General features: G+C 61.2%; 14 protein-coding genes. 9 read left to right on the top strand and 5 right to left on the bottom strand.

Features of this window, described 5'->3' with window-relative positions; all coding sequences use genetic code 11:
• From L8H00_RS12505 to L8H00_RS12495, 3 genes are all read left to right on the top strand, one after another.
• The coding region (locus L8H00_RS12505) for a hypothetical protein (RefSeq protein WP_242097669.1) at positions 1-321 on the top strand (321 nt) is incomplete at its 5' end.
• 319 nt (positions 322-640) lie between these two features.
• On the top strand, positions 641-1,072 hold the full coding sequence (locus L8H00_RS12500; protein WP_242097668.1) for a DUF2231 domain-containing protein: 432 nt from the start codon (positions 641-643) through the stop codon (positions 1,070-1,072).
• A 5-nt stretch (positions 1,073-1,077) separates the two neighbouring features.
• A complete protein-coding gene (locus tag L8H00_RS12495) occupies positions 1,078-2,388 on the top strand; it encodes a sorbosone dehydrogenase family protein (protein WP_242097682.1) in 1,311 nt (436 codons plus the stop codon).
• A 982-nt stretch (positions 2,389-3,370) separates the two neighbouring features.
• Here the strand turns inward: L8H00_RS12495 and L8H00_RS12490 are convergent.
• Positions 3,371-4,804, bottom strand: coding sequence for an IS1182 family transposase (locus L8H00_RS12490; protein ID WP_242097667.1), 1,434 nt, complete (start codon positions 4,802-4,804; stop codon positions 3,371-3,373).
• Between the two features lie 475 nt (positions 4,805-5,279).
• Here L8H00_RS12490 and L8H00_RS12485 point away from each other — a divergent pair, with 475 nt between their 5' ends.
• Entirely contained in the window at positions 5,280-5,465 is a 186-nt protein-coding gene (locus L8H00_RS12485; RefSeq protein WP_242097666.1) for a hypothetical protein, read from the top strand.
• Positions 5,466-5,605: 140 nt separating this feature from the next.
• On the opposite strand, the gene L8H00_RS12480 is transcribed toward L8H00_RS12485, so the two are convergent.
• Positions 5,606-7,378, bottom strand: coding sequence for a retropepsin-like aspartic protease (locus L8H00_RS12480; RefSeq protein WP_242097665.1), 1,773 nt, complete (start codon positions 7,376-7,378; stop codon positions 5,606-5,608).
• Between the two features lie 283 nt (positions 7,379-7,661).
• Between L8H00_RS12480 and L8H00_RS12475 the strand changes: the two genes are divergently transcribed.
• Positions 7,662-8,294: a tyrosine-type recombinase/integrase gene (locus L8H00_RS12475; protein WP_242097664.1), complete on the top strand. Its 633-nt coding sequence runs from the start codon at positions 7,662-7,664 to the stop codon at positions 8,292-8,294.
• 99 nt (positions 8,295-8,393) lie between these two features.
• Positions 8,394-10,049: a M28 family peptidase gene (locus L8H00_RS12470; RefSeq protein WP_242097663.1), complete on the top strand. Its 1,656-nt coding sequence runs from the start codon at positions 8,394-8,396 to the stop codon at positions 10,047-10,049.
• A gap of 98 nt (positions 10,050-10,147) precedes the next feature.
• On the opposite strand, the gene L8H00_RS12465 is transcribed toward L8H00_RS12470, so the two are convergent.
• The 3 genes from L8H00_RS12465 to L8H00_RS12455 form a co-directional block, all read right to left on the bottom strand.
• Positions 10,148-10,756 (bottom strand): hypothetical protein, encoded by a 609-nt coding sequence (locus L8H00_RS12465; RefSeq protein ID WP_242097662.1) that lies wholly within the window; start codon positions 10,754-10,756, stop codon positions 10,148-10,150.
• Positions 10,756-11,127, bottom strand: a complete 372-nt coding sequence (locus tag L8H00_RS12460; protein WP_242097661.1) for a DUF3768 domain-containing protein — start codon at positions 11,125-11,127, stop codon at positions 10,756-10,758. Before L8H00_RS12460 ends, L8H00_RS12465 begins: the two co-directional genes overlap by 1 nt.
• Before the next feature lie 88 nt (positions 11,128-11,215).
• Positions 11,216-11,794 (bottom strand): site-specific integrase, encoded by a 579-nt coding sequence (locus L8H00_RS12455; protein WP_242097660.1) that lies wholly within the window; start codon positions 11,792-11,794, stop codon positions 11,216-11,218.
• Between the two features lie 245 nt (positions 11,795-12,039).
• Here L8H00_RS12455 and L8H00_RS12450 point away from each other — a divergent pair, with 245 nt between their 5' ends.
• From L8H00_RS12450 to L8H00_RS12440, 3 genes are all read left to right on the top strand, one after another.
• Positions 12,040-12,756, top strand: coding sequence for a haloacid dehalogenase type II (locus L8H00_RS12450; protein ID WP_242097659.1), 717 nt, complete (start codon positions 12,040-12,042; stop codon positions 12,754-12,756).
• Positions 12,757-12,810: 54 nt separating this feature from the next.
• On the top strand, positions 12,811-14,655 hold the full coding sequence (locus tag L8H00_RS12445; RefSeq protein WP_242097658.1) for a DUF885 family protein: 1,845 nt from the start codon (positions 12,811-12,813) through the stop codon (positions 14,653-14,655).
• 335 nt (positions 14,656-14,990) lie between these two features.
• Positions 14,991-17,147: an AAA family ATPase gene (locus L8H00_RS12440; protein WP_242097657.1), complete on the top strand. Its 2,157-nt coding sequence runs from the start codon at positions 14,991-14,993 to the stop codon at positions 17,145-17,147.

Below are 17,147 nucleotides of genomic sequence, written 5' to 3'. Positions count from 1 at the left end.
GCGAATGTCGCGCTGTCGACGTTTGCCGCCCGGCGGCTCATTGCGCTCGCATCGCTGATCGCGAACGGCACGACGTGGTGGTTAGGCGACGTGCCGAGATCGGTACTCAGACCGGAACTCCTCCAGCGCCTTCCGAAGAAACCTGATGCCTTCCTGCGAATACAGTTCGATCCCGGCGTCATCTTCTATGCCAGCCAAAGCATTCAGAAACGCGGCGTAATTCTCTTCGGGGGTGCGGTCGAAGTAAGGCTCTTCCGTCATAGAGGTCTCCCGTCCGTGCCGTCAATCGGGCCAGCCGTTGGGGAATGGCGTAGTAGGTGAATGTCCGCAACTGGGGCGTTTGCCGCCCGGCCGCTTCTGAGTCCGCCTCGCCGACCGCGCACGGCGCAACGTTGTGCTAAGTCGACCGACGGTTTTGCCAGGCGTTGAACGGTCGAAGCGTTCTGAGGCAGGCGATTACGCTTCGCCATCGAACCGCGTCAGCCGCGTTCATTGTGGCCGCGGCCGGCGACCGGATGAATGGACGCGAATTTGCCGGCATCGCCGGGTTGCCCGCTACCCGCGCACGCTGCTAGCCACCGGTCGGACATCCGGGCACCTGGGTAGCCGGTCGAACTACACCGTGATGAAGGAGCCGAACATGGCGAGGTCGATGGGCGAAGGTCCGATGCCGGTACACCCGTTCTTCATCGGGCTGGGCGGGACGCTGCTGATGGCGGCGTTGTTCACCGACTGGATGTATTCCGAAAACTCGCTGATGCAGTGGGCAAACTTCTCGGCGTGGCTCATCACTGGCGGCCTCGTACTGGCGTTGGTCGCGGCCATCGTGCTGCTGCTCGAAATGGCGTTACGCCGGCTGGGACGGATCCGCCGGCTCGATCTGGTGCTCGTCGGTGCAGCGGCGCTTCTGTCGCTCGTGAACGTGTTCGTCCACACGCGCGACGCCTGGACCTCCGTGGCTCCGACCGGCATCACCCTGTCGCTGGTCGTCACCATCCTATTGCTGATTGCAGGGCTTCGCGGTTGGCGTGTTACTGCCATCCGATCGGTCGAGCGGGAGGACGTTCGATGATCGGCATGCATCTCAGAGCAACCGTCGGGCTGGCGCTTCTCGCATCGATCACCGCGTGCAGCGGACCAGGCGGCGATCCGTCACGGCAATATGGCGCCAATCCCTATCTTCCCGAGCCGGAGCAATATCTGATTCCGCCGATGAGCGTGCCGCAGGTGGTCGGCTGGAAGTCGGGCGAAACGCCGACGGTTCCCGCTGGGATGCGCATTCAGGCCATGGCGAGCGGACTGATGCACCCGCGCATCGTCTATCCTCTGCCCAATGGCGACGTCCTGGTCGTCGAGAGCAACGGTCCGGGCACCGAACCCTTCCGGCCGAAGGACTATATTCAGGGCAAGGTGAAAGCACGCGCCGGCGCCGCGGCCAAGGGCGGGAATCGCATCACGCTGGTGCGCGACGCCAATGGCGACGGCGTGCCCGAATTGACCACGGTGCTGGTCGATCATCTCCACTCGCCCTATGGCGTGGTGTGGGTCGCCGGCACCCTGTACGTCGCCAATACCGACGCGATCATCGCGTTCCCGTTCACGCCCGGGCAGACCAAGATTACCGCGCCCGGCGTCAAGCTGGCCGACCTGCCCGCTGGACCGATCGATCACCATTGGACCAAGTCGATGGTTGCCAGCCCGGACGGATCGAAGCTGTATGTCGGCGTCGGTTCGAACAGCAACATCACCGAGAACGGCATGGCGGTCGAGGAGGGACGCGCCGCGATCTACGAGGTCGACCGGTTGACCGGCGCCAAGCGGATCTACGCGACGGGCACGCGCAACCCGACCAATCTGGCGATCCAGCCCGGAACCGGCCAGCTGTTCGCGGTCGTCAACGAACGCGACGAGATCGGGCCCGATCTCGTTCCCGACTATCTGACCTCGATCAAGGAGGGCGGCTTCTATGGCTGGCCGTACAGCTATTGGGGGCAGCATGTTGACGTGCGCGTTCACCCGCAGAACCCGGCAATGGTCGCCAAGGCGATCAAGCCGGATTACGGGCTCAGCTCGCACGTGGCGGCACTGGGCGTCACGTTCAGCCAGGGCGAGACGCTATCACCGCGGCTCGGCAATGGCGCGTTCGTCGGCGAACATGGCAGTTGGGACCGCGAGCCGCTGAACGGCTACAAGGTCGTGTTCGTGCCTTTCGTCAACGGCAGGCCCAATGGAACGCCGGTCCCCGTCGCGACCGATTTCCTCGCGTCCGATCACAAGACGGTGCGCGGACGGCCGGTGGGCGTGGCGCTTGACCGCACAGGCGCGCTGCTGATCGCCGATGATGTCGGGAATACGGTCTGGCGGGTCAGCGGCGTCGCTGGACGCTAGCTCACTGCCCGTTGCTTGTCTGTCATAACTATCGAGAGCGCATGACGCGGATCGACGAAGCCGAACAGCCGGCACCGGCCAAGAAGCTGGGCATATGGTCCCATGCCTTGAAGGAGGAACGTTAGGCCGACGGGCCCCGATATAGCTGCATCGCCATCTTCACCTACCGTCCGCTTTCAGGAACCGCCTTTCTGGCATGGAATGGCGAGCATTGGGCGTTAGCTGCCGATCGGCCAGGCCGGGTACCGGCGACGGCCGATGCGGGTACCTGACGATCTAAACGCGCTGGAACTCTGCCGCCAAGGCGGAGGTGATCTCCGCAGGGACGGCTTGAAGAAGGCTGTTTCCCTTGTCATATCTCGTTCATGATCATATTCCTTCTTCTCCTCGCTATGCAGTTCGGAGCCGACGAAGACGCCGTTCGGGGTGCCACGTCGGTAGGCGACCAACTGAGCGCCGGTCCATCTTTCCGGCGGGAGGGGCACACGTCTGTCGAATTCGCAATAGGAGCATCGCTTCAGGCTTGGCTAAATGCTTCCGTTGCCGTCGAACGTGTTGCAAAGCACACCAACGATCCCGCTCAAATAGCAGCCATTTGCTCACAGGAAGCTGACGATTTCCAGACTTTAGGGATCTATGCTTCCGGAGTTAACCCGTCCGTTGCTATTATGCAGGCAGGCCTGCCGTCGCGCGTTGCCTCTGATTGGTACCGCCGTCGGCGGGGCAAACCGAAAGAGTGTAATTGATTGCCTAAACTGGCATCTTCCTCTTGGCGCTCTGATCCTAGCTGACTAAGAACACGTTCAGGAAGGGGCGCTGCGGGCTGCGGTAGCTGGTCGATCTGTGGACGCCGAAATTTCACGGGCGAGGCAGAGGTCCTCTCCGCCGCGGCCGACGCGATCGGGAATGTCGCATTCTGGTGGAGGCTGTGTGAGAACGACTATCGAGCAGCGCTGATTGCGACGCGTTCGAGCGCGGGCGCTCAGGCCTGCATCGCGGCGATCAGTCCCGGCACACCGACCAGAGCGATGGCGCGCTTGATGTTGTAGGCGAGGACGTGGAGGCTCATCTCGGTTGCGACGTGTTTCAGCGTTCGCGTCTTTAAGTGGCTTCGTCCCATCCAGTCCTTGAGGGTGCCAAAGACGTGCTCGACCGTGCGTCGCCGGACCCGCATCGCGTTCGGCATCCGGTCGAGCCGGGCCTGCATCGCGTCGATCACCACCTCATGCTCCCACCGCTTGATGCGGCGTTCGATGCTGGCGGTGCAGTTGGTCTTCACCGCACAGCGCGAGCGACAGGCCGACGTGGCATAGCCGTGCAGCGTCATGCCGTGCTCGAGGCTCGAGAAGCGCCGCGTCATCGTTTCGCCCGCCGGGCAGCGATAGTTGTCGGTCTCGGGCTGGTAGAGGAAGTCCTGCTTGCCCCAGCGGCCATCGGCTTTGGCGCCCGAGGTCAGCGGCTTGGGGCAGACGGCCACGATACCGACTGCTTCGCACGCAAGAACCTCGGGCCCCGAGAAGTAGCCGCGATCGGCCAGCACGGTGAGCGTATCTGCGCCTGTCGCCGCGCGGGCTTGTTCGCCCATCTTCGCCAGCGACGTACGGTCGTGGCCGAGATTGATGACCTCGTGCGCGACAATGATGTGGCTGTCGGTATCGACCGCCGCCTGGAGGTTGTAGCCGACCTGCCCGGTGCCGGTTCCCGCCGACGCCATCGCACGCGCGTCCGGGTCGGTGAGCGAGATCTGCCGGTCGGGCGAGGCTGCCACCGCCTGCTCCATGGCTTCGAGCTCGCGCATCTGCCGCCGCAGTTCGCCGAGCCTTGTCGTCAGCCGCGTCGTGCGAAGCTCGGCCGCTTCACCGTCCTGCCGGTCGGCGGTGTCGAGCATGCCGAGATAGCGCTGGATGCTGGCATCGACCTGCTCCATCCGGCGGCGGATCGTCACCGGCGTGAAGTTCTTGTCGCGCGCATTCACTGCCCGGAAACGGCTGCCGTCCACCGCCACCGTGCCGCCCGCAATGAGGCCGAGGTTGCGACAGAGCAGAACGAACCGGCGACACCCCGACTGGATCGCTGCGCCATGATCGCGGCGGAAGTCGGCGATCGTCTTGAAGTCGGGCGCGAGCTTGCCGGTCAGCCACATCAGCTCAACGTTGCGGCCCGCCTCGCGTTCGAGCCGCCGGCTCGACTGCACCTGGTTCAGATAGCCATAGATGTAGAGCTTGAGCAGCGTCGCCGGATGATAGCCGGGCCGCCCAGTCGCCGCTGCATCCGCAAAACCCAGCGCCGCCAGATCCAGTTCGTCGACGAACACATCCACGATCCGAACAGGGCTATCTTCGGCCACATAATCGTCGACGCAATCAGGCAGGAAAAGCCGCTGCCGCCGATCGCACCCCTCGATGAAACGCCCCATCACCGGCCTCCCAAATCAGGCCCTGATCATAGCATATCAGCACGTTTTCACACAGCCTCGGTGGGAAGCCGACAGTCCGCTTTGAGTCGTTAGATCGATAAGGCTGACCCTACTTAAAATAGGTCATCAGCGTCGTACTGGTCGAACCGCTTACCCGCTCTCCGATCCCGCCACGCCAACACTCGGATTGCCCCGTAAAAAACTATCGCGGGAAGCAGGGCGAACGGGGTGTAATCGAACGGCACACCGAAGCTTCGGAGCGCACCGTAACACAGAACTATCATTGGAATTGCGACGCGTCCCCACATCCACCACTGATACAAATCGTTATCGGAGCGAAAAGGTGGCTGCGCGGGGCGGTCGGGAGTTAACGCCCCGTCATCCACTTTTCTAGATCGCAACCAACCGTGCCGACGCTGTTTCATAACGAAGGGTTACGACCTGTCACTCGTGTTCGATAGTGGGTGCTGATCCGATGCCGTTCGACGTGGTTTGGGTCGCTAGCTTCCGAACCCGCGTAACCTGGAAAGAGCAGGAGCGCGGCAACAGCCAACCCAGCGGCGACGCAGAACCAGAAGGCAAGCGGCTCTTCTTCGCGCGTGACACCCTGTCCATCCGCCGATGCGGCACCGCGCACCAAATCACGCCCTATCAATATTAGCACCCGCACGCGATTACGGGCATTGTCTACATCGCGGACCCACTTTCCGATTTTTTGGAGAAGCGATCCCAAAATCACCATTGCAAAAGACATTTGAAATATTGGAGTTATATGACTGTGAGGATGTCAAAAATCAGAAGTTATGCATCAATGTGATAGCGTTTGGCGCGAACCTCAATGTGCGAATCGATTGACAGCGCCTTGGCACGATCTGCGTCGGCCTGAGCGGACCGGCCGAGACGCCGTTCGACGATAGCGCGCGCGTAGAGAGACCAAGCTTCGCGGGGTTCCGCGGCCAGGGCGGCGTCATAATCAGCAAGCGCTTTATTCCATTCACCACGCCTTAGGTGAACCAACGCGCGGCTATCCAGATAAGAGGCTTCGCCGGGGCGTAGACGTACCGCAGCGTTACAGTCCTCGATCGCCTTATCAAGGCTCGTGTTCATCAACGCGCGTGCCCAGCACCGGCCGTTAAAAGCGCTTGCGCGACCACTGTCTTCGGGATGGCTGTGGAGCCATTGCTCGTAATTAGCGAGAGCAGCTTCAGGCACATCGGCGGCTCCATACATGGCAGCGAGCCGCATCCTCATATCCGACGACGATGCAAGGGCTGAGTCCGCAGCTTTGAGATCGACGAGTGCTGCGGCATGATCGTCCGCATCGAGCCGCAATCGGGCGCGAGCGAGTCGCGCTTCTGCGTTATGCGGCGCAAGCAATAGAGCTCGGTCAATATCGGCGGCGCCTAGCAGCGGCCGATGACTGTCAAAATGGGCCGCCGCCCGCTGCAGGAGATATTGTGGTTCATTCGGCGAGAGGGAAACTGCCCTGTCAAAATCCGCAATTGCCTTCTCGTTTTCCCCGTGCGTGAGGTGGATTGCTCCGCGCTGGCTAAAGCCCAACGCTGTCGTTGGACCATTGGTCTGATCGCTGAGATCAAGCCTCATGCCTTTGCTATCTACGGCGCCGCGTGGCTTGAGCCCGAATACCGGGCCACCTTCGTAGGTGACGAACATTCGGTGGTTGTGATTGTCAACATAGATGCGGTGGGTCAGAAAGAAGTCGATGCCGATTAGCATGTCGGGCTCGCCCAGAGACTGGTCCATGATGCCAATCCAAGGTTTTGCAATTGCCTCGCCGCCAATATCGATCGAGTCGAACCGCGCTTTCCATTGTCTAACCCTTCCTTGACCCAGGCCGGTCGCGAAGCCATCTGTCTCCACGCCCGCCGTCGTCGGTGTCACGCCGATGCGCCGCGCCGCGGCTAAGGTCAGCAATGACGACGACGCGCCAGAGTCAAACATTGCCTGGATCGTCTTGCCGTTAATGCTGATGGTGCCAAGCGTGTGGCGCTGGCCATCTTGCATTGCTGCCAGTTTCACGACCGTCATCGGACGGCTTCCGGCCCAGTACGCCATACCTTGGTCTTTGCAGTCGCGGCCTTTCATGAGGCGGACGAAGCCGTGCGGCAGATCGTATTCGACGTCCGCGATGCCGAGAATATCCTGACCCAGCAAGCCGGCATAGCCCATATCACTGCCGCCAACTCCGAAAGCGACGTGAGGAAGGGTGACACCGGCGATGCTGAATTTGTTTGCAAGCGCGACGCCGAGGGAGGTGTCACCGCCGACACCCACCAGCCGCGCGCCTTCGGCTTTGTGTACGGATAGGCCGTATTCGAGGGCGGTGGCTTTCGCAATCGTGCTATAATAAGCGCCACTATCTAGGATGAACCGCGCGTCGTGACCCTCGATCTGCGCGGTTACGATCGGTTTGGACCCTGACATCGTGACGGGGATGTCGACATACTTGCTGATATGGCACTGTGCCGCAATGGCCTGCGAGGGGGTTATGGCGAACAGCGCGCAAATAAACATCGCTCTGTCAAGCTCCCGCTGAACAATCGCTCGTGCCACCACTTTGATCTCCTGCACCCAACCCGTAATTGGAAAGATTCCACGCTCGTCCCTTTCTCACAAGAGAGAGCGCCGAAAATAAGTTGGCCACGAAAGGGGGCGACACGCTCTGTCTCGTTATCGTGCACCTCATAGGCGTTGCCTATAAAAATTGGCCGAAGCTGCGAACGGCTCCGGGCGCGCTGAACGACCGAAGGTGGGCGGATGCCGACCGGCGGCTTTGCGGCGTGATCGATGCTACCTCGTTCCTTATCCCGGCCATCACGGCCGTAGGAGAAGGAAGATGGGAAAAGCAGAGTTCGATCCATCAGCTGTAGATCGGCGTGTCTGGAACGCGGGCCTCAAGGTCGGAGCAAAGCGGGCGCTCAAGCCTCGGCAAGTTTGGGCCATCCGCTTTTACCTTGATCAGCATCGGCGCATGCGTGACCGAGCCCTATTTGATCTTGCAATCGACAGCAAGCTGCGCGGCTGCGATGTTGTCAAGATGAGGATCGGCGATTTGGTGCTCGGCGGTCAAATTCGCGCGCGTGCGATCGTCATCCAAGCGAAGACTGGAAAGCCGGTGCAGTTCGAGATCATGGCAGACGCACGTGGCAGCTTGTTGGCGTGGCTTGAACGGCGCGGGGGCACTCTGGCCGACTATGTGTTCCCGAGCCGTATTGATCACGCCAGCCACCTCAGCACTCGACAATATGCCCGTCTTGTGGACGAGTGGGTGGTCGGTGTCGGCCTACGGCGCGAGGAATATGGAACGCATTCGCTTCGGCGTACGAAGGCATCGATCATATACAAAGCGACCGGCAACCTGCGTGCCGTACAGATTCTGCTAGGCCATACCAAGATCGAGAACACGGTGCGCTATCTAGGGGTCGACGTAGACGACGCGCTCACGCTCTCTGAGGCGACCGAGATTTAAATGCTTGGGCTCCCGGCATTACTCGGGAAGCTCTGCCGCCGCCGCTCTGTCAGAGCCCCTTAGGGCACCGCATTCGGCGACCTGAACAGACGGCGGCTTTTGAGCGGCGCCAACCACAGGTTGAAGGCCGTGAATTGGCGCTTAGCAGCCATTGAGGGCATCCATCCGGCCCATCGCAGCAGCGCAACTATGGTCGCATGCTGTCCGGCCTTGCCGCCGGATGCCATCTTCGGCAGCTTGCTCGGTATGACCAAGCCTCTGCGTCTCGCCGCCGCCATCTTCCTCCTCGCTACGGGTGCTGGCCGGCCGCTACCAACAGATCCCGATACCCGCGCCTGGTGGTCGATCACGAGCGATCTGTCAGACGACGCCATGGCTGGCCGAGACTCGGGCTCAGCCGCGTATGAGCGTGCGGCTAAGATGGTGGCACGGCGGTTTGCAGATGCCGGTCTGAAGCCCGCCGGTGATAACGGCACGTGGTTCCAACGCGTGCCGATGGAGGAGCTGCGGGTCACGGGTGCGACGATCGAAGCTGGTAGGAGGCCCCTGCGCTTTCTGCACGACATCACCGTTTCGCCCTGGCCAAGCATGCCGACTACCCTCGACGTGCCAATTGCGTATCGCGGCTATTGCGCGACGGCGGCGTTGGGCGATGTGCGTGGGAAGGCGGTCATATGCCACGGCACCCACCGTGCTGGACTGCCCAGCGATGCGCAGCGGCTGGCAGCGGCACAAGCCGCCGGCGCGGCAGCGTTGATTACGATCGCCGATCCTGGTTTTGCCGTCGAGCCGCCACGGTGGCCCTATGCCTACGCCCGCACGGTCTGGCTGAAGGGCAGTTCGCCAGAGTCCAGCGGCCCATTGCGGGCCACGCTAAACGCCGCGGCGCTTAATACGGTCATTTTTGGCAGCGGTCGCCATGCGGACCAACTGATCGCAGATGGTGCGGCAGGTAAACCACTGCCGTCCTTCGATGCGACGGGTCGCTTTCGCATGAGACTGGCGCTGGCTCAGGCGTCGATCAGCGCACCGAACGTTCTGGGGACGCTCCCAGGCCGTGATCCGGCGGCGGCCGCGCAAACGATTGTCCTCTCCGCCCATCTGGACGGCTACGGCCCTGGCGAGCCGGTTGCAGGCGACAGCATATACAACGGCACACTCGACGATGCCGCTTATGTGGCATTGCTGATCCGACTTGCCGAGCGTCGTGCGGGTACCGGCTATCGCCGCCCGGTGCTGTTCGCGGCCTTTACCGGTGAGGAAAAGGGGCTGCTTGGTGCGCGCTGGTTCGTAGCACACCCGACCATTGCACGCTCGGCGATCGCTGCCGACATCAACCTCGATCAGCTTCGCCCAATCTTCCCGCTGCGGCTGCTCACCGTCCATGCGCTCGACGACACGACGCTAGGCGATGACGCCCGTGGGGTAGCTGGTGCAATGGGCATTGCCGTGCAGCATGATCCTGAACCAGAACGCGGGCTGTTGCGCCGTGCGGATCAATGGCCGTTCCTACAAGCGGGCATACCGGCGACCGCTTTCGTATTCGGCTACACACCGGGTTCGGGAAGCGAACGGATCTACCGGCGCTGGTATCAAACGGGTTATCACCGGCCACAAGATGACCTCGCACAACCAATCGACTGGCAGGCTGCAACAGACTTCAACCGGTTCTTCTACACGCTGGCGGCACGTGTCGCGGACCAGCCTAACCCTCCAATGTGGAAGCAGGGCAGTCCGCTGCGTGCGATGCCGTGACGCGTCACTTTGAGCATCATCGCCCTTTCATTCGGGAAGAATGCGCCAAGCAGACTCAAGGCTTCAGTGTGAGACTGTACTAAGTCGGTTGCAGCCGATCAGGCCTGTATGGACAGGATTGTTAGCGAACGGGGGTTGATGTGATGACGCCGGCTGCGTGCCCTGCCGATGCTGCAGCTTGCTCGGGGTAGCCAACACAGCCTGCCGCTGTCGTAGAGGAATAGGCTGTACGGGCTGTAGCCGCTGATGACGGTGAAATGCTCATGCCTGCCGGACAGGTCGGCCAGCACCGGCTGCCCGGCTGCAAGGGCTACTTCGATCGCGGCAAAGGTAGCGGAGCGGGTTGGCCGCACCAGCTTGGCCAGCGGCTGATGCACCGCGATCGTGCGGTCGGCGATCACACTGGCCTCCTCGACCAGCCGCTGCACCAACGCCCGCCACAGCTTGTCCCCAAAGCCTTCGACCACGGCGCTGGGGAGCAGGTCGTGCTCTATGAGAAGGGTGACGCCGGTGTGGAACAGCCTCTTGGACTCATGACGTTTCAGCTGGCGCACCGGTGCCAGCAGCAGGCGCAGGCCGTTGATGGCTGCATATAGCCCGCACAGCCCGTCAAGGTCGCCCTGGCTCAGCGATGCCTCACCGCGACGACCGATCTGGTGCTGCAGCGGCAGCTGAGCCGGGCCGTTGGGTGTCGTTACCGAAGGCATTAATATTCCTCCGCCAGCATGATGGTCAGCACCCGTATCGTGACAACGGAGTTGGCTGGGTCGGACGAGCCAGCACGCATGCTGGGATCGTAATAGTCGATCTTCCAGAACAGCCGGGCGCCGGCATGGTGCAAGCTGCCAAAATCATGTTCGCCGTAAGGATCGTTGGACTCGTCAAAGGCGTCGTAGGCGGCGACCTGTTGCAGGATGGCGGGGAGTGCGTGGTCGCCCAGCGCGATCACCCCTGCCGTGACCGCTAGCCGGCCACCTATGCGGTGACGGCGTAGCGCGTCGTTAAGTGAGGCGATCTGCGCCACCCGGTTGGCAGCGGCGGTGTGCTTGCCACGTGCGTCATCATTACGTCCCGACATGGGCGTTTCTCCTGGTGTGAAACTATGGGGTTGGTGCTGGGGCGGTCGCGCTCGTCAGCGGGTCGCCGCTGTGCTCAGCGGCAGTCAGTCAAACGAGGCGGACCAGCTTGCGCTGTGCGTCGCGGTTGCCTTCGATGTAGCGTTCGGTGGTCGACAGGCTGCGGTGTCCGGCAAGCTCCTGCACGTCCCGCAGCGACCCGCCCGTGCGCGCTAGCAGCCGTGCCGAGCGGGTGATGAAGGTGCGGCGGCCGGAATGCGACGAGCAGCCGGGCAGGGCGGTCTCGGCGTAAAGCAGGGCAAACCAGTTCACGACCGAGCGTGGACGAAGGTGGTCGCCTCGTTCCGACGCAATGACCGGGCCGCCGCAGGGGCGACCGGCAGCACGGTGCAGCTTGGCCAATGATAACTTTAGCTCGGGGTTCATTGGCACGCGGCGAGCGGTGCCGTTCTTCGCGATCGTGCCAGCGATGACCAAATGGTCCCCAAGCGATCCTCCGGGCTTCAGCACCATGGTCCAGTCCAGCCCCGCCATTTCACAAGCCCGCAGCCCGGCCTTGTAGCTGAGCAGGATCATGGTCTCGCTTCTGAGTGGATAGCGGTGGGCACGGACATGGCGAAGAAGACGGCGCACGTCGGCCGTCTCCAGCACGCGAGCGGGCTGGTTCATGGATGGTCTCCAAGCTGTTTGGGAGGTACAGCGGCCATGGCCACTGTATTAATATAGTAGCACAGATAGCTTGGATGAGCAAACCCGCCGGGCTTGCACCGGTTGGCTAACACCGTGGCCTTACATCAAGCGTGCCACGCCCTAGCAAGGAGACACGCGCGTTTTACGCACCTCTGCGATCGGTCGAGCCGGTATCGATGGCCAATCTCGCGCTCGAATGGCAGAGAAGAGCCAGGAGTGTTCTTATGCCCAACCCCCGCGTCCTGGCTTTCGACGTGTTCGGTACCGTGGTCGACTGGCGGTCCGGGATCATCCGCGAGTCCCAGCGTCATCTGGCGACGATAGGCCGACCGGATATCGATGCGGCAGCGTTCGCCGACGCTTGGCGCAGCCACTACCAACCCGCGATGGCAGCGGTACGCGACGGTAAGCGTACATTCGTCATCCTCGATGTCCTTCACCGCGAGACGTTGGAAGCCGTTCTCGCCGATCGAGACGTCGATGTTCAGGCAATCGAGGCAGCGCTGCTCGAGGATTGGACCCGCGCATGGCATCGGCTCGATCCTTGGCCAGACGCGGTGGAAGGCCTGACCCGGTTAAAGGCGCGGTTCCCCATCGTCACGCTATCGAACGGCAACATCGCGCTGATGCTCAACATGGCCCGGCGTGCAGGTTTGCCTTGGGATGCAATCCTCGGCGCCGAGGTGACCCGCACCTACAAGCCTTCAGCGGAAGCCTACACCACGACCGCGGCCATTCTCGACATCTTGCCCGGCGAGCTCTGCCTGGTCGCGGCGCATCACAGCGATCTTGGCGCGGCGCGAGGGGCGGGATTGCTCACGGCCTATGTCGATCGTCCGATGGAACGCGGTGGGGCACCTGCGCCGGATCGCGACCAGCAAGAGGCGTGGGAATGGCAGACCGACAGCCTTATCACGTTAGCCGAACAGCTTGGCTGCTGACGATCGGGCCCGCCCGGTCCCACACCCACGCACACGCTTTCACAGGAGTTTGCCATGATGCCCGACCGTCGTATGTTTCTCGGAGGGATGGCCACCGCGGCGATGACGACAAAGCTCTCCGCCCTCGCGCCGGAACGCGGCGCCTTGCTCGGCACATTGCAGGACCTCGCGGATGCCTTGCTCGCGGGCATGCCGGAACAGCGCACATCGCTGGGGCTGGACAGGGGCCGGTACGCGGCCGCCAAATCGCGCCTCAACAGCCAATCGCCGGCACGCTTTGCTCACGATGTCGCGACCTTGCGCTCCTACCGAACCCGTTTGGCGTCGCTCGACCGATCAATGCTAAATCCCGCCGATCGGATCGAGGCGGACAGTGTATCGACCGCGCTTGATCTTGGCATCGCCGGTTCTGCCTTCGCCTTTGGCGACAACAGCTTCGGCGCCGCCATGGGGGAAAGCGCGCGGCCCTATGTGGTAACGCAATCCTCCGGCGCCGTGTTCAGCGTGCCTGAGTTCCTGGATAGCCAGCATAGCATAGCCGTTGCAGGCGATGCCGATGCCTATCTCGCACGCCTAGCCATGCTGGGGTCCGTGATCGACCAGGAGACGACCCGTATACGGACCGACACTGCCGCCGGTGTCATCGCGCCGGACTTCATCCTCGACAATGCAATCGGGCAGATTACGCGCATCCGCGCCACGCCCGCGTCGCAACAAAAGCTCGTCGTGTCGATCGCGAGGCGAACTGCGGCGCTGCATATTCTCGGAAACTGGTCGCGTCGTGCGGAGACGAGTGTCGTCTTAGGTGTCTTTCCCGCCCTGGATCGGCAGTTGAGCGCACTTCGTGAAGCCCGCGCGCGCGCCAATGCCGATGCCGGCGTCTGGAAACTCAAAAACGGAGAGGCCTATTACGCCTGGCTGCTGTCGGTCGGCACCACCACCCGTCTTACCGCCGCGGAGATCCACCAGATCGGGATCGAGCAGGATCGCGAGCTCGAAGCTCGGATGGACGCCATCCTGAAGGGTCAGGGGCTAACCAAGGGTACGGTCGCCGAACGAACGCAGGCGCTCACCCGTGATCCCAAGAACCTCTTCGCCGACAACGACGCCGGCCGTGACGAACTGATCGCCTATCTGAACCAAACGATCGCGAACACGCGGCCGCGCCTCGCGCGCATGTCAAAACTCGGTCTCAAGGCGCCGGTAATCGTCAAGCGCGTTCCCGTCGATATCCAGGATGGCGCTGCCCAAGGCTACATGAACTTTGGCTCGCTCGATGGGGCTCGGCCTTCGATCTATTACATCAATCTGAAGTCGATGGAGAATTGGCCACGGTTCCAGCTGCCGACGCTGACCGCGCATGAAACGATCCCAGGGCATGCATGGCAAGGCGCGTATATCGCCGAGCATCATGATCAGGTCCCGCTCATCAACTCCATCATGGGCTTCAACGGCTTCATCGAGGGCTGGGCGCTCTATGCCGAGCAGTTGAACGACGAGTTCGGCGCCTATGTCGATGATCCACTTGGCAAGCTTGGCTACCTGCAGGCGCAGCGCTTTCGGGCAGGGCGGTTGGTCGTCGACACCGGACTGCATGCATCGCGGTGGACGCGCGACCAGGCCGTGGAATGGTTGATGGCGAGCACGGGACGGGCCCGCAACGGCGTGACGAGCGAGATCGATCGCTACTGTGCGACGCCAGGGCAAGCGTGCGGCTACAAAGTGGGGCATAACGAGATCCTGCGGCTTCGTACCAGGGCACAAGGACAACTTGGCGCCCGGTTCGATATCCGAGATTTCAACGATGTCGTGGTGTCGACTACAGGCGTGCCGCTTACCGTGCTGGCAACCGCGATTGACGCCTATATTGCTCGCACGGGGTCTAGAGGGGTCGGCTAAACTCCTTGCCTGGGGGTACCGCTCGAGCGTAATTTGAGGTCTGGTTGCAATAACAGCCGGATTTCAACTTCGTCATCCCTGAGTAAGATGGGTGGAGGGCGGCCTGTCCGGTTTGAGGCATCGATCGGCGTAAGCGGACGTTCGTTCAGATGGTGCCCGAGGCTAGGCGCCCGAAGATTCTGGCAGTTTGCGCCGTGGTCGCTTAGACCTAGAAGCAGTCAAGGCCAATGTGTTACCCTACGAGCAAGATCGGCAGCGACAAGCGTACTGACACTGGTCTATTCCCCAACATTCGCGCGCGCAGTTGCGTCGTCGCTCGTGAAGGGGAAGCAAACATGCAACTCAGCTCAGTCGCGATCCGAAATTTTCGGCGCCTAGAGAATGTTGAAATTGATATCGAAGCCGAGAAGACCATTTTCGTTGGTCCCAACAATAGCGGCAAGACCTCCGCGACGGCAATATTTCGCTGCTTTCTCGGCGGGCGCGAATTTAAGATTCATGATTTTTCGGTCTCGCGTATGGCCGATCTCGAGGCCTTCGCCGTCATGGGCGATCCGGCGCATCTACCGGAGATTACCCTCGACCTTTGGTTCTCGATTGATCCCGACACCATCGCTTATGGGCGCATATTCTCCCTGCTGCCCAACCTGACTGATTTCGAGCGCGTCGGCTGCCGAATGACATTCGGCTTCGCGGACCCGCAAAAATTGCTGGAAGCCTACCAGGCGGCTTATCCTGCCCAGGAAAACGGCAACCGCGGCAAAACTCTTGCTCAATATCTGGGAACGGACAACAACCTGGGTCGGCACGGCATTGTGCGGATCGCTTCCCTGGAACAGCGCCAAGATGACGAGGGAAACCCCTCGATCCATGTTTCGGCAATCGAGCCCGAAGAGGGCAGGCGACTTCTGAAGCAGTTAGTCCGGGTTGAGTTCGTCGACGCGCAGCGTAACATTAACGACGATGACAGCAACCGCAGCAATCGGCTTTCCTCAGCCTTCTCCGCCTTCTACCAAAAGAACCTGCAAGATGCCGGTCCCGCGGCTGCCGCCCATAAGGTGATCGACGAGAACAATGAACGACTGACCGATCACTATAAAATCCAGTTTGCCCCGCTAATTGACCTGATCAAGGGGCTGGGGGTACCGTCCGTCAATGACCGGGATCTGCGCATCATCTCGTCACTTAGCCCAGAGACAGCGCTCAAGGGCAATACAGAGCTCCTGTACGTCGATCCAACGCGGAAGCATGAACTGCCAGAGCTCTACAACGGCCTAGGCTTCAAGAACTTGATTTATATGGCTATCCAAGTCCGGCACTTTCACGCTCAATGGCTGGCAACGCCCGACAACCGGCCGCTCTGCATGCTGGTGTTCATCGAAGAACCGGAAGTTCACCTCCACGCACAGGTGCAGCAGACTTTCATCAACAACATTTGGAAAGTCATCGAAAAATCAGCGTTGGCCGCCGAGGAGCCGGCTTTAATGCCGCAGCTGGTCGTGACGACCCATTCATCGCACGTTCTTGATGCGGTCGACTTCGAGACGGTACGCTACTTTCAGCGCCGTCACGCTTTGGACGAGCAAGTTCCAGCCGGTATCCGCAACGTGTCGGACGTACGTAGCTTGCGCAAATTTCGGCCGGACGGCGACGTCATCGATGGTAAGGCCGTATCCACGGAAGACGCCATTGCCTTTCTAAAGCGCTACCTGCGCCTAACCCACTGCGATCTCTTCTTTGCTGACGCCGCCATTCTCGTCGAGGGAGCGGTAGAGAAGTTACTGTTGCCGATGATGATTGAAAAGTCGGCAGCGGAACTTAGAAAGTCCTACATCACGATTTTGGAAGTCGGTGGCGCCTATGCGCACCGCTTTGAAGGGCTGCTTTCGTTTTTGTGCATTCCCTATCTCGTGATCACTGATCTTGATTCAGTCACGCCTGATACCGGTGCGGCCTGCCGCGGTGATGTGAGTGAGGCTAAAACATCGAATGCAACGCTGAAGGTTATGTTGGAAAAAACTACCGTTGCGGAACTGATGGCCATGCCCCCGGAATCTAAGGCTAGCACCGAGAAGGACCGATGCGTCGCGTTCCAGATCGACGTAACCGTCGAGGACAAAGGCAATCAACTAGCGATGCGGCCGCGTACGCTGGAGGAAGCGTTCGCCTATGATAATTTTACCCTATTACGCGAAGGCACGATAACGATTGGCAAGCCGATACCCAATGATCTCGCAGACGCTTATCAGTCAATTTACGACCGTATCCGAGCGGATACCTTCAAAAAAACTGATTTCGCAATGAGTCTGCTCGACGGCGATATCGGCTGGAAGACCCCGGTCTATATCGCCGAAGGACTTACATGGCTGGAGACCAAGCTTCAGCCGATGGTCGTAATACCCGAACTCGCGCCTGTTGCGCTCGAGGACGATCTCGAGCTCGCTGTCGCCTTGAACAATGATGCTGCTGACGTGCAGCAGGGGGAGGGCTGA

It is taken from the genome of Sphingomonas sp. CROZ-RG-20F-R02-07, from assembly GCF_022662335.1.
GTDB lineage: Bacteria > Pseudomonadota > Alphaproteobacteria > Sphingomonadales > Sphingomonadaceae > Sphingomonas.
Note: the sequence above shows the minus strand (reverse complement) of the source record. Positions and strands in the feature narration are given on the sequence as shown.